This window comes from Kitasatospora sp. NPDC018058 (assembly GCF_044327205.1).
GTDB lineage: Bacteria > Actinomycetota > Actinomycetes > Streptomycetales > Streptomycetaceae > Kitasatospora.
This window is the reverse complement of the sequence record NZ_JBIRFA010000004.1, coordinates 254,189-280,100: the sequence shown is the minus strand read 5'-3', so window position 1 is coordinate 280,100 and position 25,912 is coordinate 254,189. Positions and strand designations below refer to the sequence as shown.

At 72.9% G+C, this 25,912-nt stretch carries 24 protein-coding genes and 2 riboswitches; of the genes, 8 read left to right on the top strand and 16 right to left on the bottom strand.

Annotated features, from left to right (window positions below; translation table 11 throughout):
- Positions 1 to 9: 9 nt before the first annotated feature.
- Positions 10 to 834: a lysophospholipid acyltransferase family protein gene (locus ACH4E7_RS08055; protein WP_396248145.1), complete on the bottom strand. Its 825-nt coding sequence runs from the start codon at positions 832 to 834 to the stop codon at positions 10 to 12.
- Positions 835 to 1,013: 179 nt separating this feature from the next.
- Between ACH4E7_RS08055 and ACH4E7_RS08050 the strand changes: the two genes are divergently transcribed.
- Together ACH4E7_RS08050 and ACH4E7_RS08045 are read left to right on the top strand one after the other, a co-directional pair.
- On the top strand, positions 1,014 to 1,805 hold the full coding sequence (locus ACH4E7_RS08050; protein ID WP_396248144.1) for an alpha/beta hydrolase: 792 nt from the start codon (positions 1,014 to 1,016) through the stop codon (positions 1,803 to 1,805).
- A gap of 10 nt (positions 1,806 to 1,815) precedes the next feature.
- Positions 1,816 to 2,577: a hypothetical protein gene (locus ACH4E7_RS08045; protein WP_396248143.1), complete on the top strand. Its 762-nt coding sequence runs from the start codon at positions 1,816 to 1,818 to the stop codon at positions 2,575 to 2,577.
- Positions 2,578 to 2,631: 54 nt separating this feature from the next.
- On the opposite strand, the gene ACH4E7_RS08040 is transcribed toward ACH4E7_RS08045, so the two are convergent.
- The 5 genes from ACH4E7_RS08040 to ACH4E7_RS08020 all read right to left on the bottom strand — a co-directional run bounded on the left by ACH4E7_RS08040 (position 2,632) and on the right by ACH4E7_RS08020 (position 6,935).
- Positions 2,632 to 3,378 carry an endonuclease/exonuclease/phosphatase family protein gene (locus ACH4E7_RS08040; protein ID WP_396248142.1) on the bottom strand — a complete coding sequence of 249 codons (747 nt, stop codon included), beginning with the start codon at positions 3,376 to 3,378 and terminating at the stop codon, positions 2,632 to 2,634.
- 238 nt (positions 3,379 to 3,616) lie between these two features.
- A complete protein-coding gene (locus ACH4E7_RS08035; protein WP_396248141.1) occupies positions 3,617 to 4,561 on the bottom strand; it encodes an ROK family glucokinase in 945 nt (314 codons plus the stop codon).
- Between the two features lie 192 nt (positions 4,562 to 4,753).
- The gene (locus ACH4E7_RS08030) at positions 4,754 to 5,209 is read right to left on the bottom strand and encodes a DUF5304 family protein (RefSeq protein WP_396248140.1); all 456 of its coding nucleotides are present in this window, start codon (positions 5,207 to 5,209) and stop codon (positions 4,754 to 4,756) included.
- Positions 5,210 to 5,302: 93 nt separating this feature from the next.
- Positions 5,303 to 6,475, bottom strand: a complete 1,173-nt coding sequence (locus ACH4E7_RS08025; protein WP_396248139.1) for an ArsA-related P-loop ATPase — start codon at positions 6,473 to 6,475, stop codon at positions 5,303 to 5,305.
- 25 nt (positions 6,476 to 6,500) lie between these two features.
- Positions 6,501 to 6,935: an SRPBCC family protein gene (locus ACH4E7_RS08020; RefSeq protein WP_396248138.1), complete on the bottom strand. Its 435-nt coding sequence runs from the start codon at positions 6,933 to 6,935 to the stop codon at positions 6,501 to 6,503.
- A 323-nt stretch (positions 6,936 to 7,258) separates the two neighbouring features.
- Between ACH4E7_RS08020 and ACH4E7_RS08015 the strand changes: the two genes are divergently transcribed.
- Positions 7,259 to 9,052 carry an AMP-dependent synthetase/ligase gene (locus ACH4E7_RS08015; protein WP_396248137.1) on the top strand — a complete coding sequence of 598 codons (1,794 nt, stop codon included), beginning with the start codon at positions 7,259 to 7,261 and terminating at the stop codon, positions 9,050 to 9,052.
- 96 nt (positions 9,053 to 9,148) lie between these two features.
- On the opposite strand, the gene ACH4E7_RS08010 is transcribed toward ACH4E7_RS08015, so the two are convergent.
- Positions 9,149 to 10,285 (bottom strand): glycosyltransferase family 4 protein, encoded by a 1,137-nt coding sequence (locus ACH4E7_RS08010; RefSeq protein ID WP_396248136.1) that lies wholly within the window; start codon positions 10,283 to 10,285, stop codon positions 9,149 to 9,151.
- Between the two features lie 212 nt (positions 10,286 to 10,497).
- Between ACH4E7_RS08010 and ACH4E7_RS08005 the strand changes: the two genes are divergently transcribed.
- Positions 10,498 to 11,850: a glycosyltransferase 87 family protein gene (locus ACH4E7_RS08005; RefSeq protein WP_396248135.1), complete on the top strand. Its 1,353-nt coding sequence runs from the start codon at positions 10,498 to 10,500 to the stop codon at positions 11,848 to 11,850.
- Between the two features lie 42 nt (positions 11,851 to 11,892).
- Here the strand turns inward: ACH4E7_RS08005 and ACH4E7_RS08000 are convergent, their stop codons facing one another.
- The 6 genes from ACH4E7_RS08000 to ACH4E7_RS07975 all read right to left on the bottom strand — a co-directional run bounded on the left by ACH4E7_RS08000 (position 11,893) and on the right by ACH4E7_RS07975 (position 19,144).
- Positions 11,893 to 13,104 carry a hypothetical protein gene (locus ACH4E7_RS08000; protein ID WP_396248134.1) on the bottom strand — a complete coding sequence of 404 codons (1,212 nt, stop codon included), beginning with the start codon at positions 13,102 to 13,104 and terminating at the stop codon, positions 11,893 to 11,895.
- 5 nt (positions 13,105 to 13,109) lie between these two features.
- Positions 13,110 to 14,156: an NlpC/P60 family protein gene (locus ACH4E7_RS07995; protein WP_396248133.1), complete on the bottom strand. Its 1,047-nt coding sequence runs from the start codon at positions 14,154 to 14,156 to the stop codon at positions 13,110 to 13,112.
- Positions 14,157 to 14,382: 226 nt separating this feature from the next.
- Positions 14,383 to 15,516: an NlpC/P60 family protein gene (locus ACH4E7_RS07990; RefSeq protein ID WP_396248132.1), complete on the bottom strand. Its 1,134-nt coding sequence runs from the start codon at positions 15,514 to 15,516 to the stop codon at positions 14,383 to 14,385.
- A gap of 10 nt (positions 15,517 to 15,526) precedes the next feature.
- Positions 15,527 to 15,680, bottom strand: a riboswitch (cyclic di-AMP (ydaO/yuaA leader).
- Between the two features lie 337 nt (positions 15,681 to 16,017).
- Positions 16,018 to 17,055 carry an NlpC/P60 family protein gene (locus ACH4E7_RS07985; protein ID WP_396248131.1) on the bottom strand — a complete coding sequence of 346 codons (1,038 nt, stop codon included), beginning with the start codon at positions 17,053 to 17,055 and terminating at the stop codon, positions 16,018 to 16,020.
- Positions 17,056 to 17,255: 200 nt separating this feature from the next.
- Positions 17,256 to 18,569: an NYN domain-containing protein gene (locus ACH4E7_RS07980; protein WP_396248232.1), complete on the bottom strand. Its 1,314-nt coding sequence runs from the start codon at positions 18,567 to 18,569 to the stop codon at positions 17,256 to 17,258.
- Between the two features lie 311 nt (positions 18,570 to 18,880).
- On the bottom strand, positions 18,881 to 19,144 hold the full coding sequence (locus tag ACH4E7_RS07975; RefSeq protein ID WP_396248130.1) for a hypothetical protein: 264 nt from the start codon (positions 19,142 to 19,144) through the stop codon (positions 18,881 to 18,883).
- A 201-nt stretch (positions 19,145 to 19,345) separates the two neighbouring features.
- Here ACH4E7_RS07975 and ACH4E7_RS07970 point away from each other — a divergent pair, with 201 nt between their 5' ends.
- Complete coding sequence (locus ACH4E7_RS07970; protein ID WP_396248129.1) at positions 19,346 to 20,128, top strand: rhomboid family intramembrane serine protease; 783 nt, start codon at positions 19,346 to 19,348, stop codon at positions 20,126 to 20,128.
- 41 nt (positions 20,129 to 20,169) lie between these two features.
- The gene (locus tag ACH4E7_RS07965) at positions 20,170 to 20,451 is read left to right on the top strand and encodes an Lrp/AsnC ligand binding domain-containing protein (RefSeq protein ID WP_030240061.1); all 282 of its coding nucleotides are present in this window, start codon (positions 20,170 to 20,172) and stop codon (positions 20,449 to 20,451) included.
- A gap of 3 nt (positions 20,452 to 20,454) precedes the next feature.
- On the opposite strand, the gene ACH4E7_RS07960 is transcribed toward ACH4E7_RS07965, so the two are convergent.
- The 3 genes from ACH4E7_RS07960 to ACH4E7_RS07950 form a co-directional block, all read right to left on the bottom strand.
- On the bottom strand, positions 20,455 to 21,933 hold the full coding sequence (locus ACH4E7_RS07960) for an aminotransferase class V-fold PLP-dependent enzyme (protein ID WP_396248128.1): 1,479 nt from the start codon (positions 21,931 to 21,933) through the stop codon (positions 20,455 to 20,457).
- A 50-nt stretch (positions 21,934 to 21,983) separates the two neighbouring features.
- Positions 21,984 to 22,101: riboswitch (SAM riboswitch) on the bottom strand.
- Between the two features lie 167 nt (positions 22,102 to 22,268).
- Complete coding sequence (trpD, locus tag ACH4E7_RS07955) at positions 22,269 to 23,345, bottom strand: anthranilate phosphoribosyltransferase (protein WP_396248127.1); 1,077 nt, start codon at positions 23,343 to 23,345, stop codon at positions 22,269 to 22,271.
- 118 nt (positions 23,346 to 23,463) lie between these two features.
- Entirely contained in the window at positions 23,464 to 23,889 is a 426-nt protein-coding gene (locus ACH4E7_RS07950; protein WP_396248126.1) for a hypothetical protein, read from the bottom strand.
- Positions 23,890 to 24,286: 397 nt separating this feature from the next.
- On the opposite strand from ACH4E7_RS07950, the gene ACH4E7_RS07945 reads away from it, so the two are divergent.
- Positions 24,287 to 24,907 carry a heme-copper oxidase subunit III gene (locus tag ACH4E7_RS07945; RefSeq protein WP_355673336.1) on the top strand — a complete coding sequence of 207 codons (621 nt, stop codon included), beginning with the start codon at positions 24,287 to 24,289 and terminating at the stop codon, positions 24,905 to 24,907.
- Positions 24,908 to 25,095: 188 nt separating this feature from the next.
- Positions 25,096 to 25,905, top strand: a complete 810-nt coding sequence (locus ACH4E7_RS07940) for a c-type cytochrome (RefSeq protein WP_396248125.1) — start codon at positions 25,096 to 25,098, stop codon at positions 25,903 to 25,905.
- Positions 25,906 to 25,912: the final 7 nt, after the last annotated feature.

Below are 25,912 nucleotides of genomic sequence, written 5' to 3'. Positions count from 1 at the left end.
CCGGGTCGGTCAGGCCGACCCGGTCTCTTTGTGCTCCTGCTTGTCGGCGGCCTCGGCCTCGGCGGCCTTCTCGGCCTTCTCCGCCTCGGCGGCCTCCGCCTTCTCGGCCTTGGCGGCCGCGCGGCGCTCGGCGTCGGCCTTCTTCTTCTCCTCCGCGATCTGCCGCTTGGCGGCGGTCGCGTAGATGTCCACGTACTCCTGGCCGGAGAGCCGCATGATCTCGTACATCACCTCGTCCGTCACCGAACGGAGGATGAAGCGGTCGTTCTCCATGCCGTGGTAGCGGGAGAAGTCCAGCGGGCGGCCGATCCGGATGCCCGGGCGGATGCCGAAGTTCGGGATCACCTGGCCGGGCGGCTGCACCTTCTCGGTGTCGATCATGGCAACCGGGATGACCGGGGCGCCGGTGGCCAGCGCGACGCGGGCCAGGCCGCCGACCTTGCCGCGGTAGAGCTTGCCGTCGGGCGAGCGGGTGCCCTCGGGGTAGACGCCGAACAGCTCGCCGCGGTCCAGCACCGCGATGGCGCTGCGGATCGCGGCCTCGCCGGCGCCGCGCACGCCCGAGCGGTCCACCGGCAGCTGGCCGACGCCCTTGAAGAAGGCGGCGGTCAGCCGGCCCTTGAGGCCCGGGGTGTTGAAGTACTCGGCCTTCGCGATGAAGGTCACCCTGCGCTTGATCAGCGCGGGGAAGAAGAACGAGTCCGAGAAGGACAGGTGGTTGCTCGCGATGATCGCCGCGCCTTCGGTGGGGATGTTCTCCTCACCCTCGAGCCACGGCCGGAAGAAGATCCGAAGCAGTGGCGCGACGATCATCTTCATCAGTCGGTAGAACAACCCGGGCCTCCTGTTATGCGGACCGGTCGATCCTAATGCCCCGCGGCCGTCGGCTGTGCCCGGCCCCGCCGCAGGGGGTGTACGTCCCGGCGCGGAGCGTGGGACGATGCGGCTTCCTGCAGCTCTTCCTCAGCAAGCGTCCCCTCCCCCAGCGCCACCCGCCCGCGAAGGAGTCCGCCATGTCGCTGCTGCCCGGTGCCGAACCGTACCGCCACCGCGGCGGACCGGTGGGAGTGCTGCTGTGCCACGGCTTCACCGGGTCGCCGCAGTCGCTGCGGCCGTGGGCCGAGGAGCTGGCGGCGGCCGGCTTCACCGTCTCGCTGCCGTTGCTGCCGGGGCACGGCACGCGTTGGCAGGACATGCAGGTCACCCGGTGGGAGGACTGGTACGCCGAGGTCGAGCGCGAGCTGCTGGCCCTGGCCCAGGAGTGCGAGCAGGTCTTCGTCTGCGCGCTGTCGATGGGCGGCGCGCTGGCGCTGCGGCTGGCCGCGCTGCACGGCCCGAAGGTGTCCGGACTGGTGCTGGTCAACCCGTCGGTGCGCTCCGACAACCCCGCGAGTGTGCTGCTTCCGGTGCTCCGGCACCTCGTCCCGAGCCTGCCCGGGATCACCGACGACATCCGGAAGCCGGGCGTGACGGAGCTCGGCTACGACCGCACCCCACTGCACGCCGCGTGGTCACTGGCCAGGCTGTGGCAGGAGGTCCAGCGGCGGCTGCCGCAGGTGACCCAGCCGGTGCTGCTGTTCCACAGTCCGCAGGACCACGTCGTCTCGCCGGCCAACTCGGAACTGGTGCTGGCCCGGATATCCTCGACCGATGTGACGGAGCGGCTGTGCCAGCGCAGTTTCCACGTCGCGACGCTGGACCACGACGCGGCGGAAATATTCGCGGCGAGCCTGGACTTCATCCGACGGCTGGCCCCCGCGCACGCGGCGGGGGGCAGGGCCGAATCCGACGATCACCAGGGCTGAAGGGCCGGAAGTGCACGAGAGCAGCACGGCGGGCGGCGGGGACGAGAAGCCCCGCGAGGACGGCGCGCGGACGGACGGCGCGCCCAAGGACGACACCGTCCGGGGGGACGGCGCCATGGGTGGCCCGGCGGGCGGTACGGGGACGGACGGTACGGAGGCGGGCACGGCCGCGCCGGCGAAGCCCGCCGGGGGCGCCGCCGAACCGGGTGCCGCCGCCCCCGCGGAGTCCCGCCCGCGCCGCACCCCCGAGCGCAGCCAGGCCGAACAGGACGCGATCTTCGCCGCGCTGGTGGCCCAGTTCGACGACCCGGTGGACCTCACCAACCCCAACTGGCCGGAGATCGAGAACCTCCGGGCGCAGAACGAGCTCAAGGGCGGCTTCAAGGACGGCGTCGGCCCCGAGGCCGCCCCGGACGACCTCTCCGACCTGGCCCCGCGGCCCCGCCCCCGCTCCGGCCGACCCGTCCTGCCGGCCGCCGCCTCCGGCCCGCGCGACTTCGAGTTGGCCGAGGAGACCGACGAGGGGCACTACGTCCCGCCGGAGCCCCCGCCGCTGCCCGCCGCCGACGTGACCACCAAGTTCGCCTGGCTGGCCGTGCTCGGCGGCCCGGCGCTGTTGCTGATCGACGCGGTGGTCTGGCGGGAGATCTCCGGCTGGCCGGCCTGGGTCGGGATCACCGCCTTCCTCGGCGGCTTCGTCACCCTGGTCGCCCGGATGAAGGACCGCGACGAGGACGAGCCGGAGGACCCGGACCACGGCGCGGTCGTCTAGGGCGGGGCGGGTGCGACGATTCGCGTCGGCCCGGCGGGAATCGTCGAACACGCCTCAGCCTTCGGGCAGTTCGAGGAAGGCCAGCACCGGCAGGTGGTCGGTCGCGGCCCGCAGGTCGGCCCCGGTGACGCCGGACAGTCCGTGCGGCACCCCGCAGCCGAGGACGGTGATCCCGGGCGTCGCGAAGACGGCGTCGATCCGCTGGTAGGGGTTCTCGGGGACGGAGGTGAACTCCCCGCCCCAGGGCGCGGTCGGGTACCCGTCCCACAGCCGCGAAGCCAGCAGCCGCCAGCCCGGCCCGTCCGGGTGCTCGTTGAAGTCCCCGGCCACGATGCCCTGTTCGGCGATGGCGAGCTGGTCGAGCAGCAGCTCGAACTGCCCGTGGCGCTCCCCGGCGTCCAGGCTGAGGTGGCAGCTGGTGACGGTGAACGGCGCGGTGCCGGGAAGCCGCAGCAGAGCGCTGGCGAAGCCGCGCGCGTGCAGGCCGCGGGTCTTGGGCAGCAGCCGGTCGTGCACACCCAGCACCTCGACCGCGCCGGGTCGGCCGAGCAGCAGCGGCCCGGCGGCGGTGCGTCCGCCGCCGGCCAGCACCACCGTCCCGGTGCTCCGGGCCAGCCAGGCGGCCTGGCCCTCGGGCCGCCAGTAGCGCGGCGACTCCTGGACGCAGACCAGGTCGGGCGCGCAGGCCCGGATCACCCGCACCAGCGCCCGGCGGTCGTCGCGCAGTGAGCGGATGTTGTAGCTGAGCAGGCGCAGTCGGCGCGGGCCGGGCGGCGGCGGTACGACGGGTGCGGCGGTCATGGTCCTCCCCTGTGCGATGTCACTGGGGAGGACGGTAGTGCGACGGCGACGGCGCGTCCGGGATTGGTCGGGGCCCGGTCGCACCGCCGCCGGCGGGCGCGAAGGCTCCCCCTGAGCCGAAGGGGCGCGCCGGTGCCGTGGGGGAGGAGGGGCGGGCTCCCGGCGCAGGAGGGAGCGCAGCGCCCGACGACCGTCGGCATCGGGTACGAGCGCCCCGGCGGCGAAGGGGGTGTAACGGCTAGGCGGTACGGGCGAGGTCCGCCGCGCCGACGATGCCGGCCGCGGAGCCCATCGAGGCGAGCACGACCTCGGCGCGCGGGCGGTGCACCCCGCCGGTCAGGTAGTGTTGGAAGGCCTTGGCGACCGGGTCGAGCAGCAGGCGGCCGGAGTCGGAGACACCGCCGCCGAGGACGAAGACGCCCGGGTCGAACAGCGCGGCGAGGTCGGCCATGCCGCGGCCCAGCCAGTCCGCCAGCTCGGCGTAGCACTCCAGGGCGAGCGGGTCGCCCTGCTCGGCCGCCTCGGTGATGTGGATGCCGCGGATGGTCTCGGCGACACCGTCGTTGAGCTCCAGCATCCGCCGGCCGCGCACCGGGTCGGCCGCCGCCTTCTCCCGGCCGTAGCGGCGCAGCGCCCGCCCGGAGCCGTACTGCTCCCAGCAGCCCTTGCCGCCGCAGCCGCACTGCAGGCCGTCCGGGACCATGTTGAGGTGGCCGATCTCGCCGGCCACGCCGAAGCGGCCGCGGTGCAGCCGGCCGTCCAGGACGATGCCGCCGCCGATGCCGGTGCCGACGGTGATCAGCACCATGTCGTGGTGGTCGGCGGCCGCGCCGAAGCGGAACTCGGCCCAGGCGGCGCAGTTGGCGTCGTTCTCGACCACCGTGGACAGACCGGTGAGCTCCTCGATCCGGCCGCGCAGCGGCTCGTTCTCCCAGTCGATGTTGGGCGCGAAGATCACCGTGGACCGGTTGCTGTCGACGAAGCCCGGGGCGCCGACGCCGACCGCGGTGACGTCGGGGTGCTGCTCCTTGAGCTCGCGCACGGCCTGCGCGATGGCGTCGACCGCCCACTGGGGGTCGGCCGGGGTGGGCACCCGGGTCCGGGCCAGGATCGCACCCTCATCGTCGACCACGCCTGCCGCGATCTTGGTCCCGCCGACATCGACGCCGATGGTCAGAGCCATGTGTCCCTCAGCTATTCACTCGTTCCCGCTGGACGGAACGGTACCGCCCAACCCTCCCCCCGTACACAACCTCGCATACATTATCCGAAGACATTTTTGGGAGAAGCAGGCCCGGACGCTTCAAAAGTCGTATCTAATCTCCTTCTTCGTGACGTACGAGAACAGCGTGATCACGCTGCGGAATTCACGGATTCACTGCTTGGCGGACCGCCCGTCAGCCTCGTCGGTCCCCTCAGCCCCGCCCGGCGCATCGAGGTCGATCTTCTCCACCGACGCCCCCTCCCCCGCCGTCCAGCGCTGCTCGTGCCCGGCCACGGCGGCGCGGTAGGCGGCCAGCAGCTCGGCGCCCGCGGCGGCCAGCCCGGAGCCGGCCGCGGCGAGGTGGGAGTAGATCTCCGGCTGCTGGGTGCGCAGGCGATCGGCCAGCCCGGAGAGGGTGATCAGGGTGGTGGCGCTGGTCTCCTGCGCCTTCTCCCCGAGGGCGGTGGCGAACCGGCGCACCTCGTCCACCAGCGGGCCCAGCTCCGGCCCGAACGGGTGGGACTGCCCGCCGTCCGACCCGCTGCGGTCGGCGCCGGGCTCGGTGCGGTCATTGCCGGGCTCGGTGCGGTCGCTGCCGGGCTCGGTGCGGTCGTCGGTGCTGGTCATCGCGGGCGCCTCCTCAGCCGTGGCCGCACCCCGCGGCCCTCCGGCCCGACGCTACCCGACCGGCCCGGCGGCCCGAAAAGAGCGGAAGGTCCGTCAGCCCTGCGGCCAGAGCGAAGGGTCGGGGGCGAACCGCACCGAGAGCGCTCCCTCGTGCAGCCCCGCCCCGGCCACCGTGCAGCGGCGCAGCGCGGCCGGCAGGGCGAGCACCCGGCGGTGGGCGCCGAGGCCGACCACCAGGTCGTCGCCCCGGCGGACCAGGTCCAGCTCGGCGCGGTCGGCGCCGGGCAGGTCGAGGTGCCAGACCAGCAGGCCCTCCTCGGCGAGCCGGTCCTCGACCGTCCAGGGCGCGGGGGCGAGCCGCTCGGGGCCTGGTCCGTCCCCGTACAGGTGGTCGGCGACCGCCTCCAGGGTGCCCTCGGCCAGGCCGGAGACCAGCACCGGGGCGTCGGTGTCGGCGGCGAGCCGGTCCAGCTCCTCCCGACGGCGGCGGGCCAGCTCGGCCAGCCAGGGGTCGGGCGAGGCGAGGGCGGCGGGCGGCAGCGCGCCGTGCACCACGACCGCGTCCGGCCGGTGGCCGTACAGCGCGAGCCCGGCCCGGATCCGGCGCAGCCCCTCGTACGGGTGGCCGTCGGCCGGGACGACCAGGCGCACGCTGGTGCCGGGGTCGCTGATCGCGGCGCGGGACTCGGCGAGCACCGCGGCGGCCTTGGTGCGCCCCTCGTACAGCCACTCGGCGGGCATCGGGACGCCGGCCAGGCCGGCCAGCAGCGGGCGCAGCGCCCGGGCGGCCTGCCGCTGCTCGGGGACCAGCCGGTCCAGGTAGCGGGTCAGCTGCTCGGGCAGGGCGAGGGTGGCGATCAGCTCGGCGGGCGGCGGGGCGAGCACCACCAGGACGTCCTGGTCGGCAGCGGGCAGGGCGCGCAGCAGGGCGAGCCGGGCGATGCCGGGGAGGGCGGTCAGCTCCTCGGGATCGAGCTGCTCGGCGCCGAGCAGGTCGAGGGCGGGCTTGAGTCGGCCGGTCAGCTCGCCGACGGCGTAGCGGAAGGCGGCCTGCTCGTCGATCCGGGAGACGGTCAGGCCCGGTGCGTAGCGGAGCGGTTCGGGTTCCAGGCGGGTGCCGAGGGCGGAGTCCAGGGCGCGGTGCGGGTCGTCGGCGGCCAGCAGCCAGGTGCGCTGGCCGCGCCGGGCGGCGTGCAGGGCGGTGGCGGCGGCCACGGTGGGCGCACCCGCGTCGCCGCTGACCAGGATGGTGCGTGTCGCCGTCATGCCGTCCAGCCCCCGTTCTGTGGTGTCAGCCCTCGACGCGCTTCTTCAGACCGGCCAGGGCGCGGTCGATGATGACCTTCTCGGCCTTGCGCTTGATCATCCCGAGCATCGGGATCTTGACGTCGACGGCGAGCTGGTAGGTGACCTCGGTGCGGCCGCCGGCCAGCGGGGCGAGGGTGTAGGAGCCGTCCAGCGAGCGGAGCATCTGGCTGCGGACGAGGGTCCAGCTGACCTCGCGGTCGCCTTCCCAGGTGTAGGCGAGGACGTGCTCGTCGCGGATCGCGCCGGCGTCCAGCAGCAGCCGGACCTGGGCGGCGCGGCCGTCCTCACCCGTCTCCAGGACCTCGATCTCCTTCACCTCGCCGGTCCAGGCCGGGTAGGCGGCGAAGTCGGCGATCACGGCCATGACCGTGGCCGGGGTCGCGTCGATGGTGATGCTCGACCTGGTGTGCTCCGCCATGGAATGGCCCTCCGCCTCGTCCCTCTGCCTGCCGGTCCGGTCGAGGCGCGCTCGACCCGATCCGCCCGGAGCAGGCTATCGCGACCGGCGATCGACTCGGCCGCACGGGCACCGGCCACGGACCGGACGAGCCGGGCGGCGGAGCATGCTACCGGTCGGTCACCGGGGCGCTGCCGTAGGGTGCCAGTCGAACGACCCGGTCACCGCCTGGTCCGACCGGCCGGGTGTGACACTTCGAACACCGGGGCCGACCCCTCTGGTCGAAGCTGCCTACCGGGCAGTAACGTCCTGCCGTCCCGCAGCGTCGCGAACGAGGAGCAGTCTTGCTCGACTTCAGCCTTCCGGCCCTCTACCAGGTACCGAGCGGCGGTAACCTCTCCGACCCTGTGCACCGGAACGCCGAGGAGCACCCGGATGTCGCGGTGCTCAGCCGGAAGGTGGACGGCCACTGGCAGGAGTTGACCGCGGTCCAGTTCCTCGCCGAGGTGCACGCCGCCGCGAAGGGCCTGATCGCCTCGGGCATCGCGCCGGGCGACCGGGTGGGCATCATGTCCCGCACCCGGTACGAGTGGACGCTGCTGGACTTCGCGATCTGGACGGCCGGCGCGATCACCGTGCCGGTGTACGAGACCTCCTCCGCCGAGCAGGTCGAGTGGATCCTCGGCGACTCGGGCGCGGTGGGCGTCCTCGCCGAGACCGACCAGCACCGCGAGGTGGTCGAGGAGGTCCGCGACCGGCTGCCGGGGCTGAAGCACCTCTGGCAGATCGAGGGCGGCGCGATCGCCGCGCTGGCCGAGGCCGGCAAGGACGTCCCGGACGCGACGGTCCAGGAGCGCCGCTCGATCGCCGGCCCCGACTCGATCGCCACCATCGTCTACACCTCGGGCACCACCGGCCGCCCGAAGGGCTGTCAGCTGACGCACGGCAACTTCCTCTCCGAGTGCGGCAACATCGTCGAGCGGCTGACCCCGCTGTTCCGCACCGGCGAGAGCTCCGTCCTGCTCTTCCTGCCGCTGGCCCACGTGCTCGGCCGGATCGCCGAGATCGCCCCGGCGATGGCCCCGATCAAGCTGGGCCACGTCTCCGACATCAGGGACGTCACCGCCGAGCTGGCCGCCTTCCGGCCGACCCTGATCCTGGGCGTGCCCAGGGTGTTCGAGAAGGTCTACAACACCGCCCGTGCCAAGGCCCAGGCCGACGGCAAGGGCAAGATCTTCGACAAGGCCGCCGAGACGGCGATCGCCTACAGCCGGGCGCTGGACGCCGGCGGCGCGGGCCTGGGCCTGCGGATCAAGCACGCGGTCTTCGACAAGCTGGTCTACAGCAAGCTGCGTGCCGCCCTGGGCGGCCGGGCCACCCACGCCATCTCCGGCGGCGCCCCGCTCGGCGAGCGGCTGGGCCACTTCTACCGGGGTATCGGCTTCACCGTCCTGGAGGGCTACGGCCTGACCGAGACCTGCGCGGCCACCGCCTTCAACCCGTGGGACAAGCCGAAGATCGGTACGGTCGGCCAACCGGTCCCCGGCGCCTCGGTCCGGATCGGCGAGGACGGCGAGGTCTTCTTCAAGGGCCCGCACGTCTTCACCGGCTACTGGAACAACCCGCAGGCCACCGCCGACACCCTCAAGGACGGCTGGATCGCCACCGGCGACCTCGGCTCGCTGGACTCCGAGGGCTACCTGACCATCACCGGCCGCAAGAAGGAGATCATCGTCACCGCGGGCGGCAAGAACGTCGCCCCGGCCGTGATCGAGGACCGGATCCGGGCCCACGCCCTGGTCGGCGAGGTCATGGTGGTCGGCGACCGCAAGCCGTTCATCGCCTGCCTGATCACCGTCGACCCGGACTTCTTCCCCAAGTGGAAGGAGCTCAACGGCAAGCCCGCCGCCGCCACCGTCGCCGGACTCGCCGACGACCCGGACCTGCTGGCCGCCCTGCAGTCCGCGGTGGACGACGGCAACGCGGCCGTCTCGCACGCCGAGGCGGTCAAGAAGTTCCGCCTGCTGGACACCGAGTTCTCCGAGGAGAGCGGCCACCTGACGCCCTCGCTCAAGCTCAAGCGCAACGTGGTGCTGAAGGACTTCGCCGCCGAGGTCGAGGCCCTCTACAAGAAGTGAGCACAGCGAGAAGCAGGCACAGCGAGAAGCAGCGGTAACGCGCGAAGGCACCGCCTCCCCGAGCAGGAGGCGGTGCCTTCGCCGTGTCGACACGCCCTAGCCCGCCAGCAGCGAGGTCAGCCGCCCGGCCAGCAGGTCCCAGCGCCAGGAGCGCTCCACCCAGCGCCGCCCGGCCTCGCCCATCCGCCGCCGCAGCTCCTCGTCCCGCAGCAGCCGGACGATCCGCTCCGCGGCCGCCGCGGCCGAGCCGCCCGGCACCACGTACCCGGTCTCGCCCTCCAGCACCGCGTCGGGCGCGCCGCCGGAGTCCCCCGCGACCACCGGCAGGCCGGTCGCCGAGGCCTCCAGGTAGACGATCCCCAGGCCCTCCACGTCCAGCCCGCCGCGCCTGGTCCGGCAGGGCATCGCGAAGACGTCCCCGGCCCCGTAGTGGGCGGGCAGCTCCTCCCACGGCACCGAGCCGGTGAACCGCACCGAGGTTCGTACGCCCTTGGCGTCCGCCAGCTTCTCCAGGTCCGCCCGGTACGGGCCGCCGCCGACGATCAGCAGCACCGCGTCCGGCACGTCCGCCAGGATCTGCGGCATCGCCTCGATCAGGGTGTCCTGGCCCTTGCGCGGCACCAGCCGGGAGACGCAGACCACCACCGGCCGGTCCGCCAGCCCGAGCCGGCGGCGCACCTCCGCCCCCCCGGACCCGGGGTTGAAGGTCGTCTCGTCCACGCCCGGCGGCAGCTGCACCATCCGGGCGGCGGCCTGCGGCCCGACCGCGGCGGCGATCCGCGAGCGGGTGTACTCGCCGAGGTAGGTGAGCACGTCGGTGCCCGCGCCGATCCGCCGCAGCAGCTGCCTGGAGACCGGCAGCTGGGCCCAGGCGGCCTCGTGCCCGTGGGTCATGCCCAGCAGCCGCCCGGCCCCGGCCCGGCGCAGCGTGGGCGCCATCAGGCCGAGCGGGGCGGCGGCGCCGAACCAGACCGAGTCGCACTTCTCGGCGCGCAGGATCTCGGCGGCCCGCCGGGTGACGCGGGGTGTGGGAACCATCACCTTCGTGCGGTCCCGGATCACCGGGAACGGCTGCTCGGCGTCGAAGCGCCGCACCTCGCTGCCGTCCCGCCAGGTCGAGGCGTACACCACGACGCTCCCGGCGGGCTGACGGACAGCCATGTTGTGCACGAAGGCCTGGATGCCGCCCGGGCGGGGTGGGAAGTCATTGGTGACGATCAAGGTTCTGTGCATCAGGCCACGGCTCGCTCGGTCGGGGGGTGCTCGGTGTACCTCTGGGTGATCCGTACGATAGGTCAACACCATGACCCGCCGGGAACGGAACCGCACACGGCAACCGTTTGACCCCCGGGTCAGTCCTAGTACCTAGGCCGCGACGCGGCGGCCCGGGCGTCCGTCAGTACGACGCCTCCGGTGAGGACGTCCGAGACGAACGAGGGAGCGCAGTGGAATTGGCCCCGGCCACCGAGCCCGGTTCTCCGCGCGGCCGCCTCGGCCGCCCGATCGGGGCGCTCGCCGCCCTCGGGGCGACCTGGGTGGCCACCCGCACCCTGCTGGTGCTGCTGATGACCGGCGTGCTGAAGGCGCCCGGCGGCGACGTCACCGCCGACGTGTGGATGATCTACCACGCCTGGTACGGGGTGCTGCAGACCGGCACCTTCCCCTTCGACGACGTGACCTGGCAGTACCCGCCGGGCGCCGCCCTGATCATCCTGCTGCCGGGCCTGCTGCCCTGGTCGTACCTGGTCTCCTTCTGGGTGATCTGCGGGATCGCCGACGCCGCCGCGGCCGCGCTGCTGATCCGCACCGGCCTGCGCAAGGGCCGGGCGCTGACCGGCGCCTGGATGTGGGTGGTCGGCGTGCCGCTGCTCGGCCCGATGATCTACAACCGCTTCGACATCCTGGTCACCGCGCTCGCCCTGGCCGGGCTGCTGGCGCTGGTCCGCCGCCCGGCCGTCGGCGGGCTGCTGCTGGGTCTGGGCGGCATCGTCAAGATCTGGCCGCTGATCGGCCTGATCGGCACCCCCTCCGGCCGCCGCACCCGCCGCTCCTGGACGCTGGCCGCCGCCACCGCCGTCTCGGTGGGCTTCCTGCTCGCCGCCGGGATGAACGGCGCCTTCGACTTCCTGACCTTCCAGGCGGACCGCGGCATCGAGGTCGAGTCCGTCGGCGCGCTGCCGCTGCACTTCGCCCGGATCGCCGGGGCCTGGGACGGCAGGGTCACCATGAACTACGGCTCCCCCGAGATGCTCGGGCCGTGGGTCAGCGTGATCAGCAAGGTGATGATGGCCGGCACCGTGCTGGGCTTCCTCTGGCTGCTGCTGTGGCGCTTCACCGCCCACCGCCGCAACGCGGCCACCATGTACGACGCCGCGCTGTGCGCGCTGCTGATCTTCGTGGTGACCAGCCGGGTGATCAGCCCGCAGTACCTGGTCTGGCTGATCGGCGTCGCCGCGGTCTGCCTGACCGTACGCGGCACCAGCCAGCGGCCGGTGGCCCTGCTGATCCTGATCGCCTGTCCGCTGACCCTGGTCGAGTTCCCGACCATGTTCACCCAGATCCTCGCCAGCGACCCCTGGGCGATCACGGTGCTGAGCCTGCGCAACCTGCTGCTGCTGACCGCCGCCGTGCTCTCCGGCATCCGGCTCTGGCGCTCCACCCGCGCCTCGGCCCTGCCGCCCACCGTGGTGCTGGAGGAGACCCCGGCGCTGCCGCCCGCCTCCTCCTACCCGGTCCGCCCCGGCATCGCGTACGAGCAGGACCTGCTGGACGGCATCGACCACCCGGCCGGCCGTTGACCCTCGGGCCCGGTCGGGCGCCGAGGGCCCGTCTCCCGGACGCTAGCCCTTCAGCGCCGACACCTCGGTCAGCCAGAGCGCGGTGAACTCGGCCGACCCGACGCCCAGCTCACCACGCAGCAGCCGGTCGATCCGGTGGTCCCGGTCCTCGCCCTGCCCGTCGCCCGCGCCGACCGCCCGGTAGAAGGCGACCAGCCGGTCGGGCCCCCAGCGGCGGGCGATCAGGTCACAGGCGAGCCAGGACTGTTCGTAGGCCTGGGCGATGCCGCTGGCGCCGGCGGTGAAGTCCCGGTCGGCGGGCAGCGCGGTGGGCGGCTTCCCGGCCGTGACGTCCCGGGTCAGCTCGGGGGCGATCTGCTGGGGGCGGCGGCCGGAGTCCCGGTAGGCCGTCCAGTCGGCGACGCCCTCGGAGAGCCACAGCGGGGTCCAGGCCCGGGTGTCGGCCCTGGTCGCGACGTGGGTGGCCTCGTGGGTGACCACCACCTGCCGGCCGAAGTCGCTGAGCCGCCCGAACGCGTCGGGGTTGACCACCACCCGGTCCGCCGGGGTGTGCCAGGGCGCGCCGGGGGCGGCCACGGTGACCGCCGCCATGCCCGTCCAGCCTGCTGGGTCGGCCTCCAGCAGCCGGGCGAACTGGGTCTCGTCGGCGGGCAGTTCGAGCAGCAGCCGACCGGGCCAGCCACCGCCCCAGACCGCGCTGACGGCCGGCACCGCCTTGTCCCCGACCGCCACCAGACCGGCCGGGTCGGGCCCTTCGGCCAGGCCTTGCACCAGGCAGTGCTCTCCGGGGGCGGTACGGGCGGGGCCGAGGTCCCACAGCGCCGGGGGCCCGCTCGCGGCCTCCTCCCGCTCGACCCGCCAGCCGCCCGCGTCCCGGACCAGCGCGATCCGGCGCGGGTACACCACCGGGTACTCGTCGTACCCGACGATCCGCACCGCCAGCTCGGCGGAGGCGGTCAGCCGGTCCGGCCCGTCGACCGCCGAAGACCCCTGATCGGACGACAGCACCAGGTTGCGGTAGAGCGCCTCGGCCCCCGTGAGCCCGGACCACGCGGGCAGTGAGCGCGCCCGCGCCGCCAGCAGCTGCGTCACCTCGGCGCGCTGGTCCGCCGCCCGCCCGGCGGGTGCCGGCGGGGCGGCCGGGGGCAGCGACAGCTGGGCCAGCCCGCCGGCCGCCAGCAGCAGCGCACCGCGCCGGGACAGCACGCAGCCGGCCGGGTCTATCAGGTGGGGCTCGGCCGGGCCGGAGGGCATCGCGCTCAGAGCCGGACCACCCCTGACACCGGCATCGCGTTGACGCTCTCGTACCGCACCTTGGCGCCCGGGTAGGGGGCGTGCACCATCACCCCGCCGCCGGCGTACATCCCGACGTGGTGCATGTCCCGGTAGAAGATCACCAGGTCTCCCGGCCGCGCTTCGGAGAGGCTGACCCGCTGCCCGGCGTACGCCTGGGCCTGCGAGGTGCGCGGCAGGGTCACTCCGGCCTGCCGCCAGCTGTAGTACATCAGACCGGAGCAGTCGAAGGCGCGGGGCCCGGCTGATCCGTAGACGTACGGCGAGCCGATCATCCGGACCGCGGCGGCCAGCGCGGCCGCCCCGCGCTCGGAGGCGGGCGGGGTGGTGCCGAGGTCCAGCCGGTCGGTGCCGCGGGTGGCACGCTGTTCGGCGTCCTTGGCGTCCTGGACGGCCATCCGGGCCCGCTCGGCCGCGCCCAGGCTGTCGAGCAGCTTCTGTGCCGTGGCCAGCCGCTGCCGGATCTGCTGCTTGTTCTCGGCCAGCGAGCGCCGGGCCTGGTCCAGCTCGGCGAGCTTGCCCGCGGTCTCGGTGCGGCGCTGGTCGAGCCGGCGCTGACGGCCGACCAGCTCGCGCAGGGTCTCCTGCTGCCGCTCGGCGGCCTGGCCGAAGGTGCGGGCCCGGGCGAGGTAGGACTCGGGGTCGCTGGAGAGCATCAGCTGGGCGGTCTGGGTCATCCCGCCGCCGCGGTACTCGGACCCCGCCACGGTCGCGAGGTCCCCCCGCAACTGGTTGAGCTGGTCCTGGGCGGCGGCCACCTCGCCCTGCAGGGTGGTGGTCTCGCCCTGGAGCCGCTTCTGCGCCTCCTGCGCGGCGTTGTACCTCTCGGACGCCTGCTCAGCCTCGTCGTACAGCTGCTCGACCTGTGCCTTGACGTCCTTGCGGTCGGGGGTGTCCGGCCCACCCGGAGCGGCTTGGGCACTGCCGCAGGTCGCCACGCCCAGGGCCGTGGTGGCGGCTGCGGTCAGTACCAGCGCACGGGCGAGCAGTCGGGAACGGCGATGCACGGGCATGGCGGCAGCGGCTCCAATCCTGCGGCGCGGCCCGCGGCCGCGCCCCAGCGGGCGGCCGTCGAGCGGGAGTCCGGTGGCAGACGTTAGCGAGTCCGGGCAAGCGAGTCCAAACCCCTCCCGACCCGAATATTTGACCACTAATCGGACATTCGCCCGAGCCGCCGGAAAAGCCGCAGGCCCGGCCCTCCGTGACGGAGGACCGGGCCCGGAACGGCCTGGGCGGGAATCAGACCCGCACGATGGAGGACAGCGGCATGTTGGAGACCGCCTCGTAGCGGACCGACGCACCCGGCTTGGGCGCGTGCAGCACCTGGCCGTTGCCCGCGTAGATGCCGACGTGGTGGGCGTCGCTGTAGAAGATCAGCAGGTCGCCGGGCTGGGCCTGGGAGATGTCCGAGCCGATCCGGGTGCCGGCGCCGGCCTGCTCCTGCGAGGTGCGCGGCAGCGACACGCCGACCTGGTTGAACGCCCAGACCATCAGGCCGGAGCAGTCGAAGGAGCTGGGGCCGGTGGCGCCCCAGACGTACGGGCTGCCGACCTTGCCGGCGGCGGCGGCCAGTGCGGCGGCACCGTGCGAGCTGCCGGGCGCGGCCGGCTTGACGACCGGCGAGGACGAGGAGCCCGAGCCGATGTCGGTGCGGCCGCTGTCGCGCGAGGCGCGGTCGGAGGCGGCCTGCTGCTGGGCGGCCTTCGCGGCGGCGTCGGCCTGGGCCTTGGCGTCGGCGGCGGCCTTCTCCTCGGCCTGGCGGATCGCCTGGCGCTCCTGCTCGGTCAGGGTGTTGAGCAGGTCCTGGGCGGCCTTCAGCTTGTTCTGGACCTCCTCCTTGGAGGCCTTCAGCTGCTGGGTGGTGGACTCCAGTTCGGCGAGCTTGCCCTGGGCCTCGGTGCGGTCCTGGTCGAGCTTGCGCTGCTGCTCCTGGAGCTGCTTCAGCTGGTTCTTCTGGGTGTCACCGGCCTGGTTCAGCGCACCGGCCTGGTTGAGGAAGTTGTCCGGCTTGGACGAGAGCATCAGCTGGACGGTCGGGGATATGCCGCCGTTGCGGTACTGCTCCCCGGCGATCTCGGCGAGCCCGCCCTGCAGGTCGGTCACCTGGGACTGCTGCCGGGCCACCTGGTCCTGCAGGCCGGAGACCTGCTTCTCCAGCGCCTGCTGCTTCTCCTGGGCGGCGTTGTACTTCTCGGTCGCCTGCTCGGCCTGCTCGTTGAGCTGGTCGACCTGCTCCTTGACCTGCTCCTTGGTCGGCTGCGGGTCGGCGTGCGCGCCGGACTGCGCGGAGAGGGCGACGGCTGCCGCGGCGACACCGGTCAGGATCGAGACACGGGCGCGGCTGGCGGGCTTGGGACGACGATGGGACGCCACGAAGGCGGACTCCTTCTTCCTACGGCCGCCTACCGGGTGAGCTGACGGGTTCGGGCCGGAAGCATGCCCTACGACGCCTCACGGCCGTTCCACCGGCCGACCTGGCGCCGATTCACCCCGGAGGAACGTGGTTCCCCGGCTCCGCTCCGCAGCGCCCCCGACCACTGGGCTCCCCTGTCGGACAGTCGCTTCGACCTGCCCCGCTGTTTCGCGAACTCGACGGAAACCACCGCCGCCACCCCGGCTGGGTGATCGACACTGCGGTGGTTCGGGGCACGACCCTAGTAACTGAACCGTGATCCGTTCAAATCCTTGTCAGAAAAAAGACGGAAGATTACCCATGTTCTTTTGTGAAAATGACTGATGGTGATCACTGCTGCACACAAAGCTGATCGGTTCTCACCAGTCGGACACTGCACCCGCAAACCCGAAGCGCCACCCCCGATAGGAGGGTGGCGCGGATCACAGGGCCGGAGTCGGCCCCTCGGGCGTGTCGGGTCGTCAGACCCGGCGAATCGTGTTGATCGGCATCGCGTCGGCCTTCATCACCTTCACCACGTCCCCGGTGTGCGGCGCGTGGACCACCATGCCGTTGCCGATGTACATCCCGACGTGGTGCCGGTCGCTGCCGTAGATGACCAGGTCGCCCGGCTGAGCCTGGTCCAGCGAGGGCACCCGGGTGCCGACGTCGCCCTGCTCCTGCGAGGTCCGCGGCAGCGAGACGCCGGCCTGGGAGTACGACCAGACCATCAGACCCGAGCAGTCGAAGGTGTTCGGCCCGGTGGAGCCCCAGACGTACGGCGAGCCCTGCTTGCTCATCGCCTTGGCGACGGCCACGGCCGCGTAGCCGCTGGCCGGCGGCAGGCTGCTGAGGTCGACCCGGGCGCTGCCGCGCGAGGCGCGGTCGTCCTGCTGCTGCTGGGCCTTCAGCGCGGCGCGGTCCGCGGCGCTGAGCGAGTTCAGCAGGTCCTGGGCGGTCTTCAGCTTCGCGTTGACGTCCGCCTTGGCCTGGTTCAGGTCCTTGGTGGTGGAGTCCAGCGAGGCCAGCACGGCGGCGGCCTCGGCCTTCTCCTGGTCCAGCCGGCGCTGCTGGTCGAGCAGGCCCTTGAGCGCCTCGGTCTGGCTGGCGCTGGCCTGCTGGACGCTGGAGGCCTTCTCCAGGTAGCCGGACGGGTCGGAGGAGAGCATCAGCTGGACGGACGGGTCGACGCCGCCGGTGCGGTACTGCTCGCCCGCCACCTGGGCCAGGCCGGTCTGCAGCTGGCTCATCTGGTCCTGACTGCGGGCGACCTGGTCCTGCAGCTGGTCGGCCTGCTTGCGGAGCTGGTCGGCGCGCTCCTTGGCACCGTTGTACTTCTCCGCCGCCTGCTCCTGCTCCTCCTGGAGCTGGTCGATCTGAGCCTTGACGTCAGCCTTGCTCGGCTGCGGCGCGGCGTGCGCGGCCACCTGGGCGGAAAGGGCGACCGCGGTCGCAGCGGCAGCGGTGAGCACGGAGACCCGCGCGCGGCTCGGCTGCTTGGGACGGCGGTGGGAGGCCAAGGGACCGGCTCCTTCTTCCAACGGACTCACCTGTTCGGGTGAGATTCCGGAAAATAGGTTTGACGCCAGACCCTAGTGAAGATCTACCCGTTTTGCCACTCCCCCGAAGGCGTGAAGTCCGGTTCCCACGCTGACTTCACGGGATCCGCACAGCCTCGCAGAACGGGCGATGACCAGGGGTCGATCCGCCCGGACCGAGGTCAGGGCCGGGCCAGCCGGTTCAGCAGCAGCACCGAGGCCACCGGGCGCGCGCCCGCCTTGCGCACGCCCTCCGCCACCTCCCGGTCGGTGGACACCACCACCACCGGACGGCCCTGCGGCTCGGCACGCACCAGACGACGGATCAGCTCGTCCGCAGTCTCACCGGTCCGGCTGAACCGTACCCGAACCCCGCGCGGCGGCGCCATGATGACCGGAACGTCCAGGTCCTGCCCGTCGAACACACAGGTGACCTCCGCCTGGGTGCGCTGGGCCAGCATCGCCAACCCGCCCAGCAGCCGGATCCGCTGCTGCTCCAACGGCAGCGTCGGATAGCCGGTCTTGGTCACGTTGTAGCCGTCCACCACCAGGTGCACCTGCGGGATCGCCAGCAGCTGGTCCAGCAGTGCCGGGTCGTCCTCCGCCAGGCCGCGCCGGGCCACGTCGTGCGGTGAGGCCGCCCCCGGCACCACCGCCTCGACCAGGTCCGCCGGGCGGATCTGGGAGACCGGCAGCGCCAACTCCCGCTGCAGCCCCTGCGCCGACTGCAGCACGGTGTCCAGCAGCAGCCGCAGCCGCATGTCCTCGACGCTGCGCCCCTCGCGCGCCGAACGGCGGCCCTGCTCGGCGACGTTCTCCAGCTCGGACACCCGGTGCCGCAGCCGGCGTGCCTCGCTCTCGGCCGCGCCGCGCTCGCTCGCCGCGTGCGCCCTCGCGGCCTCCAGCTCCCGGGCCACCCGCCGGGTCTCGGCCTGTGCCCGCCGGGTGTCGCTCTCCAGCGAGCGCACCTTCTTGCGCAGCGACTCGGCCTCCCGCCGGACGCCCTCGAACTCCGCGCGCTGCCGGTCCAGGTCGGCCCGCGCGGCCGCCCGCACCTCGGCCAGCTCGGCCTGCAGCTTCTCCACCAGCCGGCCGGCCTCCGCGGCCGCGTCCTCGGCGCCGACCCGCTCGGCCTCCTCGCCGGCCTCGGTGACCAGTCGGCTCCAGCCGGCCGAGCGCACCAGGTAGGCGGCGGCTGCGACGTCCATCGGATCGGCGGCGCCGGGAACGGTGCCCGACTCCAGCGCCTTCACCAGATCCGGCTGGCCCAGCCGCAGCCGCTCCGCTATGCGCACCCGGAAGGCCGGCTCGGACTCCAGCGCCGCCGCCAGCGCCGTGGCCGCGTACTTGGCCCGGCGCGCGGGGGTGAACTTGACGTACTGACGCAGGCTCTGCGGCAGCTCCGTCGACGGCAGCCCGCCCAGCGCGTCCGAGGCCAGCCCGACCACGCGCCGACGCACCCCCTCGGGCAGCGGCCGGTCGAGCTTCTCGACCACACGCTCCGAAACGGCGTCCGGGGCTCCGGACTCACCGGACTCACCGGACTCGGCGGTCTCCGGGTCAACGCCCTCCGGGAGGGGGGCCTCGGACGGGGCCGCCTCGGCACCCGGCTCCGGTGTCGGCGCAGCGGGCTGAAGCCCCTGCGCTTCGGCGGGCTCCTTCGCTGCGTCCACCACGTCCTCGGCTCCGATCCTGGTCCAGCGGGTGCGGCCGCGGCCGCCCCTGTCGTCACGCTCCGTGCGTCTTGTCTGTATTGTCCCGTGCGGCGGACGGGCGCGTCGCGCACCGCCCACCGCACCGACGGGGGTCAGCCCTGCTCGGCGTGGGCCTCCGCGCCCTCGGCGCCCGGACGGGCCACCAGCTCGACCTGGTCCACCGCGTTGCACCAGCGGCAGCGCACCGACTCGATCGTCTCGCTGTGCACCTCGGTCTCCTCGACCTTGGACTCGCCGGCCAGGTCGAAGTGCAGGAACTCGGTCACCCGCGCGGTGCGGGTCACGTCGAAGCGGGTGAGGTTGCCGCACAGCGTGCAGCGCCAGCGCGTCTCGGCGGTCAGAGCGGGGACGGTCATCGGGGATCCTCTCGGCTGGTCCCTGGGTGGGCTAGGCGCTCCCCCCGGAGCCCCGGCGTCGGCGGCGGGAGGCGGGAATGCCCGCCCCAAGCCTATTGCCTGGGGCAACCACCACGACCACCGGTTACCGGAACCCGAGGGCTAGTCCACCTGCCGTAAACCGCCGTGTCACCTGCGGCGTCCGGAGGGATGCTTGGCCGCATGGCACTCGCGGCCCCCGACCACACCGACGCGCGGGACGGCCGCCCGACGGTGCCCGCCCCGGCGGTCACCTACGCCCTGATCGCGGTCAACACCCTGGTCTTCCTGCTCGGCCCGGCAGCCGGGCTCAACCCGCTGTACAGCAGGGGTCAGGCCCGCCTCTGTGCCGAACAGCGGTACGAGCAGCGCTGGGGGGCCGTCCCGGCCGAACTGCTGGCCGGACACCCGCTGACCGCCGAACAGCTGGCCGAGGCCCCCGACCCGGTCCCCGGCTGCCCGGCCGCCCCCACCCCCGGCAAGCACCCGGCGGTGTCCGCCCTCACCGGGCTCTTCCTGCACGCCGGCTGGCTGCACCTGCTGGGCAACCTGCTCTTCCTCTATGTCTTCGGCCCCACCGTCGAGCGTCGACTCGGCCGGGCCAGGTTCCTCCTCTTCTATCTGGCGGCCGGCAGCCTGGCCTCGTACGGCTTCGCGCTCGCCGAGGCGCACTCGGCGGGCTCCACCCGGGTCCTGATCGGCGCCTCGGGCGCGATCTCCGGCGTGCTCGGCGCCTATCTGCGCTTCCACCCCCGCGCCCGGGTGACCACCCTGGTCCCGCTGCTCCTCTTCCTCCCGCTGCGCTTCCCGGCCTGGCTGGTGCTCGGCCTCTGGTTCGCCCTGCAGTGGTGGTCGGTGCACTCGGCCGGGCCCGGGGTGGCCTACCTGGTCCACGTGATCGGCTTCTCGGCCGGCTTCCTCTACGCCTGCACCGTCGTCGGCCGCCCCCCGAGACGCCCCGGCTGAGGCCCGATACCCTGGCCGCACCCCACAAAGGAGCCCGAACAGTGATCACCGCCATCGTCCTGATCAAGACCAGTGTCGACCGCATCCCGGAGATCGCCGAGGCCATCGCTGCCATCGAGGGCGTCAGCGAGGTGTACTCGGTGACCGGCGGCTACGACCTGGTGGCGATGGTCCGGGTCCGCCGCCACGACGACCTGGCCGAGGTCATCCCGGGCCGGCTCAACAAGGTCCCGGGCGTGGCCCACACCGAGACCCAGATCGCCTTCCGCACCTACTCCCAGCACGACCTGGAAGCGGCTTTCGCCCTCGGCCTGGACGAGTAGGACTCACCCCTCGCGACGGCCCCTGTCGATCTGCACAGTGGCGACGCAACGGCCACCCTCGTTGCGGTAGTTCCAGGCCGCGCCGTCCGTGACCAGCTCGCGGACGGCGGTCAGGAAGCGCTCGATGTGCTCGTCCGGCGTCCCGGCGCCGAAGCTCACCCGGATCGCGTTCAGGCTGCGCTCGCCCGGCAGCGAGGGCTCGGGCGCCCCGCACTCGGAGACCGGACCGGGCGCGGCCCCGGACTCCTCCCCGAGCAGGGTGCGCACCAGCGGGTGGGCGCAGAACAGTCCGTCGCGAACCCCGATGCCGTACTCGGCGGACAGCGCGGCCGAGAAGTGCGAGCTGTTCCAGCCCTGGACGACGAAGGAGAGCACGCCCACCCGGGCGGCGCTCTGAATGTCACCGGTCGCGCCGAACAGGCTGAGCACCCTGACCTGCGGGATCTCCGCCAGCCCCGCCGTCAGCCGCTCGACCAGCTGCCGCTCCCGGGCCTCCAGCGCGTCGAAGCCGGCCTCGGTCAGCGCCCGACAGGCCGAGGCGATCGCGTAGGCGCCGATGACGTTCGGCGAGCCGGCCTCGTGCCGGGCCGGGCCGGTGTGCCACTGGACGGCCACCGAGCCGTCCACCTCCCGCGCCACCGTCCGGGTCGCCCCGCCGCCGGCCAGGTACGGGTCGGCCGCGTCCAGCCAGTCCGTCCGCCCGGCCAGCACCCCGGCGCCGAACGGCGCGTACAGCTTGTGACCGGAGAAGGCGATCCAGTCGACGTCCAGCTCGCGCACCGAGACCCGGTGGTGCGGGGCCAGCTGGGCGGCGTCCAGCACCACCCGGGCGCCGTGCCGGTGCGCGGTCGCGGTCAGTTCGGCGACCGGCCACAGCTCGCCGGTCACATTGGAGGCCCCGGTGACGCACAGCAGCTTCGGCCCCTCGGGCGCCCCCGCGAGTGCGGCGTCCAGCGCGGCCACCGCCTCGGCCCGCGAGCGCGGCGCCCGCAGGTAGTCGACCTCCAGCCCGGCGTGCGCCCAGGGCAGCAGCGAGGCGTGGTGCTCGGTCTCGAAGGCGAACACCCGGGTGCCGGCCGGAACGGCGGAGGCCAGCAGGTTGAGCGAGTCGGTGGTGGCGCGGGTGAAGACCACCTGGTCGCCCTCGCGCAGGTCGAGGAACTCGGCGACGGTGCGGCGGCTCTGCTCGAACAGGTCGGTGGACAGCTGGGAGAGGTACCCGGCACCCCGGTGCACGCTGCCGTAGTAGGGCGCGTAGGCGGCGACGTCGTCCCACACCCGTTGGAGCGCCGGCGAGCTGGCCGCGTAGTCGAGCGCCGCGTAGCCGACCTTCTCCCCGCTGGCCAGCGGGACCTGGACGTCGTGGCCGAGGACGGCGAGCGGGGCGCATGGGAGGGGCCGCGCGATGGGGGTCCCCCCGGACGGAGTCCGGGGGAGCCCCGGAAGAAGGGTGGCGGCGGGCGACGGGTGGGAGACGGACATGAGGATGCACTCCTTCGGAGGTGGGGACCCCGGGAGTGCTAGTCGTCGGGCGTCCGCGCTTGTCGCACGGACGGCTTGCCGGGCGACCCGGTCCTCACCCAGGGCACCCCGCCACGGACGGAGGGTTGCCGGACAGCAAGCTGGGGCTTGACGCTGTCACTCATGACCTGGCCAGGACTCTAGGTCGGGTCCGTCGAGTGGTCAAACAGGAATCCACCATCCGGACGGTGTCCTCGCCCGCTCGCCTCCGGGGCGCTCGGACCCGGCGCCCCCTTCGGCTCGGGCGTGTGCGAAGGGCCCGCACCGCGAACCGGCGCGGGCCCTCAACCGCCGCCTCAGCTACGGCTGGTGACGTCCGCCCAGCGCCGCAGCAGATCCTGCGCCGCGCCCGAGTCGATCGCCTCCGCCGCCCGCGCCATGCCCGCCGCGAGCTGCTCGGTCAGCGGCGTGTCGCCCAGGTCGAGCGCCACCAGCGCCGCCGCGGTGTTCAGCAGCACGGCGTCCCGCACCGGCCCGCGCTCCCCGGCCAGCAGCCGGCGCGCGACCTCGGCGTTGTACGCGGCGTCCGCCCCGCGCAGCGCCTCGATGCCGACCAGCTCGATGCCGACGTCCCGCGGGTCGAAGGTGGTCTCGGTGACCACCCCGTCGCGCACCAGCCACACCCGCGAGGTGGTGGTGATGGTCAGCTCGTCCAGCCCGTCGTCGCCACGGAACACCAGCGCGGTCGCCCCGCGCCGGGCGAGCACCCCGGCGATCAGGCCGGCGAGCCGGGTGTCGAAGCAGCCGATCGCGTGCGAGGTGACCTTGGCCGGGTTGGTCAGCGGGCCGAGGATGTTGAAGGCGGTGGGCACCCCGAGGTCGCGCCGCGCGGTGGCGGCGTGCCGCATCGAGGGGTGGAACTTCGCCGCGAAGCAGAAGGTGAGCCCGACCTCCTCGGCCACTTCGGCCACCCGGCGGGCCGACAGGTTGAGCGCCACCCCGAGCTTCTCCAGCACGTCCGAGGAGCCGCTGGCGGAGGAGGCCGACCGGTTGCCGTGCTTGACCACCTTGGCCCCGGCGGCCGCCGCGACGATCGCCGACATGGTGGAGATGTTGACGGTCTTCGCCCGGTCGCCACCGGTGCCGACGATGTCCACCGCCGGGCCGGGGATGTCCAGCGGCTCGGCGTGCTCGTACATCGCGTCGACCAGCCCGGAGATCTCGTCGACCGACTCGCCCTTGGCCCGCAGCGCCACCATGAACCCGGCCACCTGAACGGGGGACGCCTCGCCGCTCATGATCCGGTCCATCGCCCACGCGGTGGACGAGCGGTCGAGGTCCTCCCCCTTCAACAGCGCCGCCAGGAGGTCCGGCCAGGTGCGGACCACCTGCGCGGGGTCGGTACCACCGTTCGCAGGGTTCACGTTCACCATGGCTGACTCCAGCTGTTGTCGGTTCCCCTACACCGGGGACGTCCGTACGGATGGAGCCAGCCTATCCAGCGGCGGGGTTCCTACGGCGGTGTCTTCTCTAGTGCTGAGACGACACCGCTCAACGCGTGGCCGGGGTCCGCTTGGCCAGTCGGGCCCGCAGCAGGGTGGCCACCGCCCCGGCCAGCGCGACCGGGTCCACCGGGCGGGAGATCGCGGCATCGGCCCGGCTCCAGGCGGCGAGCCAGGAGTCCTGCGGCCGGCCGATCAGCACCAGCACCGGCGGGCAGCCGTAGATCTCGTCCTTGAGCTGGCGCCCGAGGCCGAGCCCGCCGGCCGGCACCGCCTCGCCGTCCAGGACGCAGAGGTCGACGCCGCCCTTCTCCAGCGCCTTGAGCACCGCGGGGGTGGTCGCGCACTCCAGGTAGGACAGCTCCGGAAGATCCTCGGCGGGCCGACGGCCGAGCGCCGTCAGCAGCTGCTCGCGGGTGTTGCGGTCGTCGCTGTAGACGAGGACGGTGAGCGTCTCGTCGGTCGTGTACGCCATGGGCCCTGCTCCCTCAAGTGTGATCCGGACCACGTTCACCTGATCCGGATGCTACTCCCGTTTCCCCCGGTCCCGGGCCCCCATCGCGCACGTTCCCCCTCAAGTCGCCGCGCCCACGGCTCACCCGCCCGGAGGACAACCCGTCACCCGGACCCGCCCGGACCACCCGGACGGCCGACCGGGCACCCCGTCCCCTACAACCGGACGCTGCGCCGACCGTGCAACGACGCGCCGGGCAACGGGGTCGCGGGCCCCTCCGAGGAACCGTCAGAAAAGGGACACGCCGCTGCTCAGTCCCCGTCCGGACACCCCGTCGGCCGCCAAGCGGGCATACCGCACGCACCGGACACTCCGAGGGACACCCCCCGGCGTGAAGACGGAATAAGGGACCGACATAATGTCCGTCGTGGCGACAGCAACAGCAGTAGAAACCGGGCACGCGCACGGGTCGGTCAACCGACCGAACATGGTCAGCGTCGGAACGATCGTCTGGCTCAGTTCCGAGTTGATGTTCTTCGCGGCCCTCTTCGCGATGTACTTCACGCTCCGCTCCGTCAAGGGAGCCGAGTTCTGGACCGAGAAGGCGCACGCCCTGAACGTGGGCTTCTCCTCGGTCAACACGACCATCCTGGTGCTCTCCTCGCTGACCTGCCAGCTCGGTGTGTTCGCCGCCGAGCGCGGGGACGTGAAGAAGCTCCGCATGTGGTTCATCATCACGTTCATGATGGGCGCGATCTTCATCGGCGGCCAGGTCTACGAGTACACCGAGCTGGTCAAGAAGGACGGCCTCTCGCTGTCCTCCGACCCGTACGGCACGGTGTTCTACCTGACCACCGGCTTCCACGGGCTGCACGTGACGGGTGGTCTGATCGCCTTCCTGCTGGTCCTGGGACGGACGTACGCAGCCAAGCGCTTCACGCACGAGCAGGCCACCGCCGCGATCGTCGTGTCGTACTACTGGCACTTCGTCGACGTCGTGTGGATCGGCCTGTTCGCGACCATCTACCTGATCAAGTAACCAGCTGATCAGGTCGCTGGCCACCGGCTGCGGCCCCCGCCCTCATCGGCGACGGGCCGCTTCTGCCGGTGCCGACGCTCCCACCGACCGACCGCGCGCGCAGCCTTGGAACAGGCAGCCTCGTGCCGGCCAGACCGGCCGCCGGGTGCACCCACCAGTCGACCAGATCCTGACACCGGGGTTATTCCGTGAAAAAGCTCTCCGCACGACGGCGCCACCCATTGGCGGCGCTGGTCGTCCTACTTCTCGCCCTGGCGGCAACCGGGGGGCTGTACGCCGCGTTCGCGCCCGCCGACAAGGCGCAGGCCGACGTCGCCGCGCAGTCGCTCGCGATCGATGAGGGCAAGAAGCTCTTCGCCGTGGGCTGCTCCTCCTGCCACGGCCTGAACGGCCAGGGCGGCAGCGACGGTCCGAGCCTGGTCGGCGTGGGCTCCGCCGCTGTCGACTTCCAGGTCGGCACCGGCCGCATGCCGGCCCAGCAGCCCGGCGCGCAGGTCCCGCGCAAGAAGGACATCTACTCGCAGGCCGAGATCGACCAGCTCGCCGCCTTCGTCGCCTCCCTCGGCCCCGGCCCGGTCACGCCGGACCCGAAGCAGTACACCTCGACCGACCCCGAGGACATCTCCAAGGGTGGCGAGCTGTTCCGCACCAACTGCGCCCAGTGCCACAACTTCGCCGGCCAGGGCGGTGCCCTGACCAAGGGCAAGTACGCCCCGTCGCTGGAGGGCGTGGACGCCAAGCACATCTACGAGGCCATGCAGACCGGCCCGCAGAACATGCCGTCGTTCCCGGACACCACCATGCCCGAGGAGCAGAAGAAGCAGATCGTGGCCTTCGTCCGCCACACCACTAGCGAAGAGCCCAACCCCGGTGGTCTCACGCTGGGCAGCCTCGGTCCGGTGACCGAGGGTCTGTTCGGCTGGATCTTCGGGCTCGGCACGCTCATCGCGGTCGCGATCTGGGTCGCCGCCCACACCACCAAGGCCAAGAAGTCATGAGCCACGA

Coding starts and splice junctions, on each gene's coding strand:
- ACH4E7_RS08050 (WP_396248144.1), top strand. CDS start 1,014: ATGTCGCTGCTGCCCGGTGCCGAACCGTACCGCCACCGCGGCGGACCG.
- ACH4E7_RS08040 (WP_396248142.1), bottom strand. CDS start 3,378: ATGACCGCCGCACCCGTCGTACCGCCGCCGCCCGGCCCGCGCCGACTG.
- ACH4E7_RS08035 (WP_396248141.1), bottom strand. CDS start 4,561: ATGGCTCTGACCATCGGCGTCGATGTCGGCGGGACCAAGATCGCGGCA.
- ACH4E7_RS08030 (WP_396248140.1), bottom strand. CDS start 5,209: ATGACCAGCACCGACGACCGCACCGAGCCCGGCAGCGACCGCACCGAG.
- ACH4E7_RS08025 (WP_396248139.1), bottom strand. CDS start 6,475: ATGACGGCGACACGCACCATCCTGGTCAGCGGCGACGCGGGTGCGCCC.
- ACH4E7_RS08020 (WP_396248138.1), bottom strand. CDS start 6,935: ATGGCGGAGCACACCAGGTCGAGCATCACCATCGACGCGACCCCGGCC.
- ACH4E7_RS08010 (WP_396248136.1), bottom strand. CDS start 10,285: ATGCACAGAACCTTGATCGTCACCAATGACTTCCCACCCCGCCCGGGC.
- ACH4E7_RS08000 (WP_396248134.1), bottom strand. CDS start 13,104: ATGCCCTCCGGCCCGGCCGAGCCCCACCTGATAGACCCGGCCGGCTGC.
- ACH4E7_RS07995 (WP_396248133.1), bottom strand. CDS start 14,156: ATGCCCGTGCATCGCCGTTCCCGACTGCTCGCCCGTGCGCTGGTACTG.
- ACH4E7_RS07975 (WP_396248130.1), bottom strand. CDS start 19,144: ATGACCGTCCCCGCTCTGACCGCCGAGACGCGCTGGCGCTGCACGCTG.
- ACH4E7_RS07970 (WP_396248129.1), top strand. CDS start 19,346: ATGGCACTCGCGGCCCCCGACCACACCGACGCGCGGGACGGCCGCCCG.
- ACH4E7_RS07960 (WP_396248128.1), bottom strand. CDS start 21,933: ATGTCCGTCTCCCACCCGTCGCCCGCCGCCACCCTTCTTCCGGGGCTC.
- trpD (WP_396248127.1), bottom strand. CDS start 23,345: ATGGTGAACGTGAACCCTGCGAACGGTGGTACCGACCCCGCGCAGGTG.
- ACH4E7_RS07950 (WP_396248126.1), bottom strand. CDS start 23,889: ATGGCGTACACGACCGACGAGACGCTCACCGTCCTCGTCTACAGCGAC.
- ACH4E7_RS07945 (WP_355673336.1), top strand. CDS start 24,287: ATGTCCGTCGTGGCGACAGCAACAGCAGTAGAAACCGGGCACGCGCAC.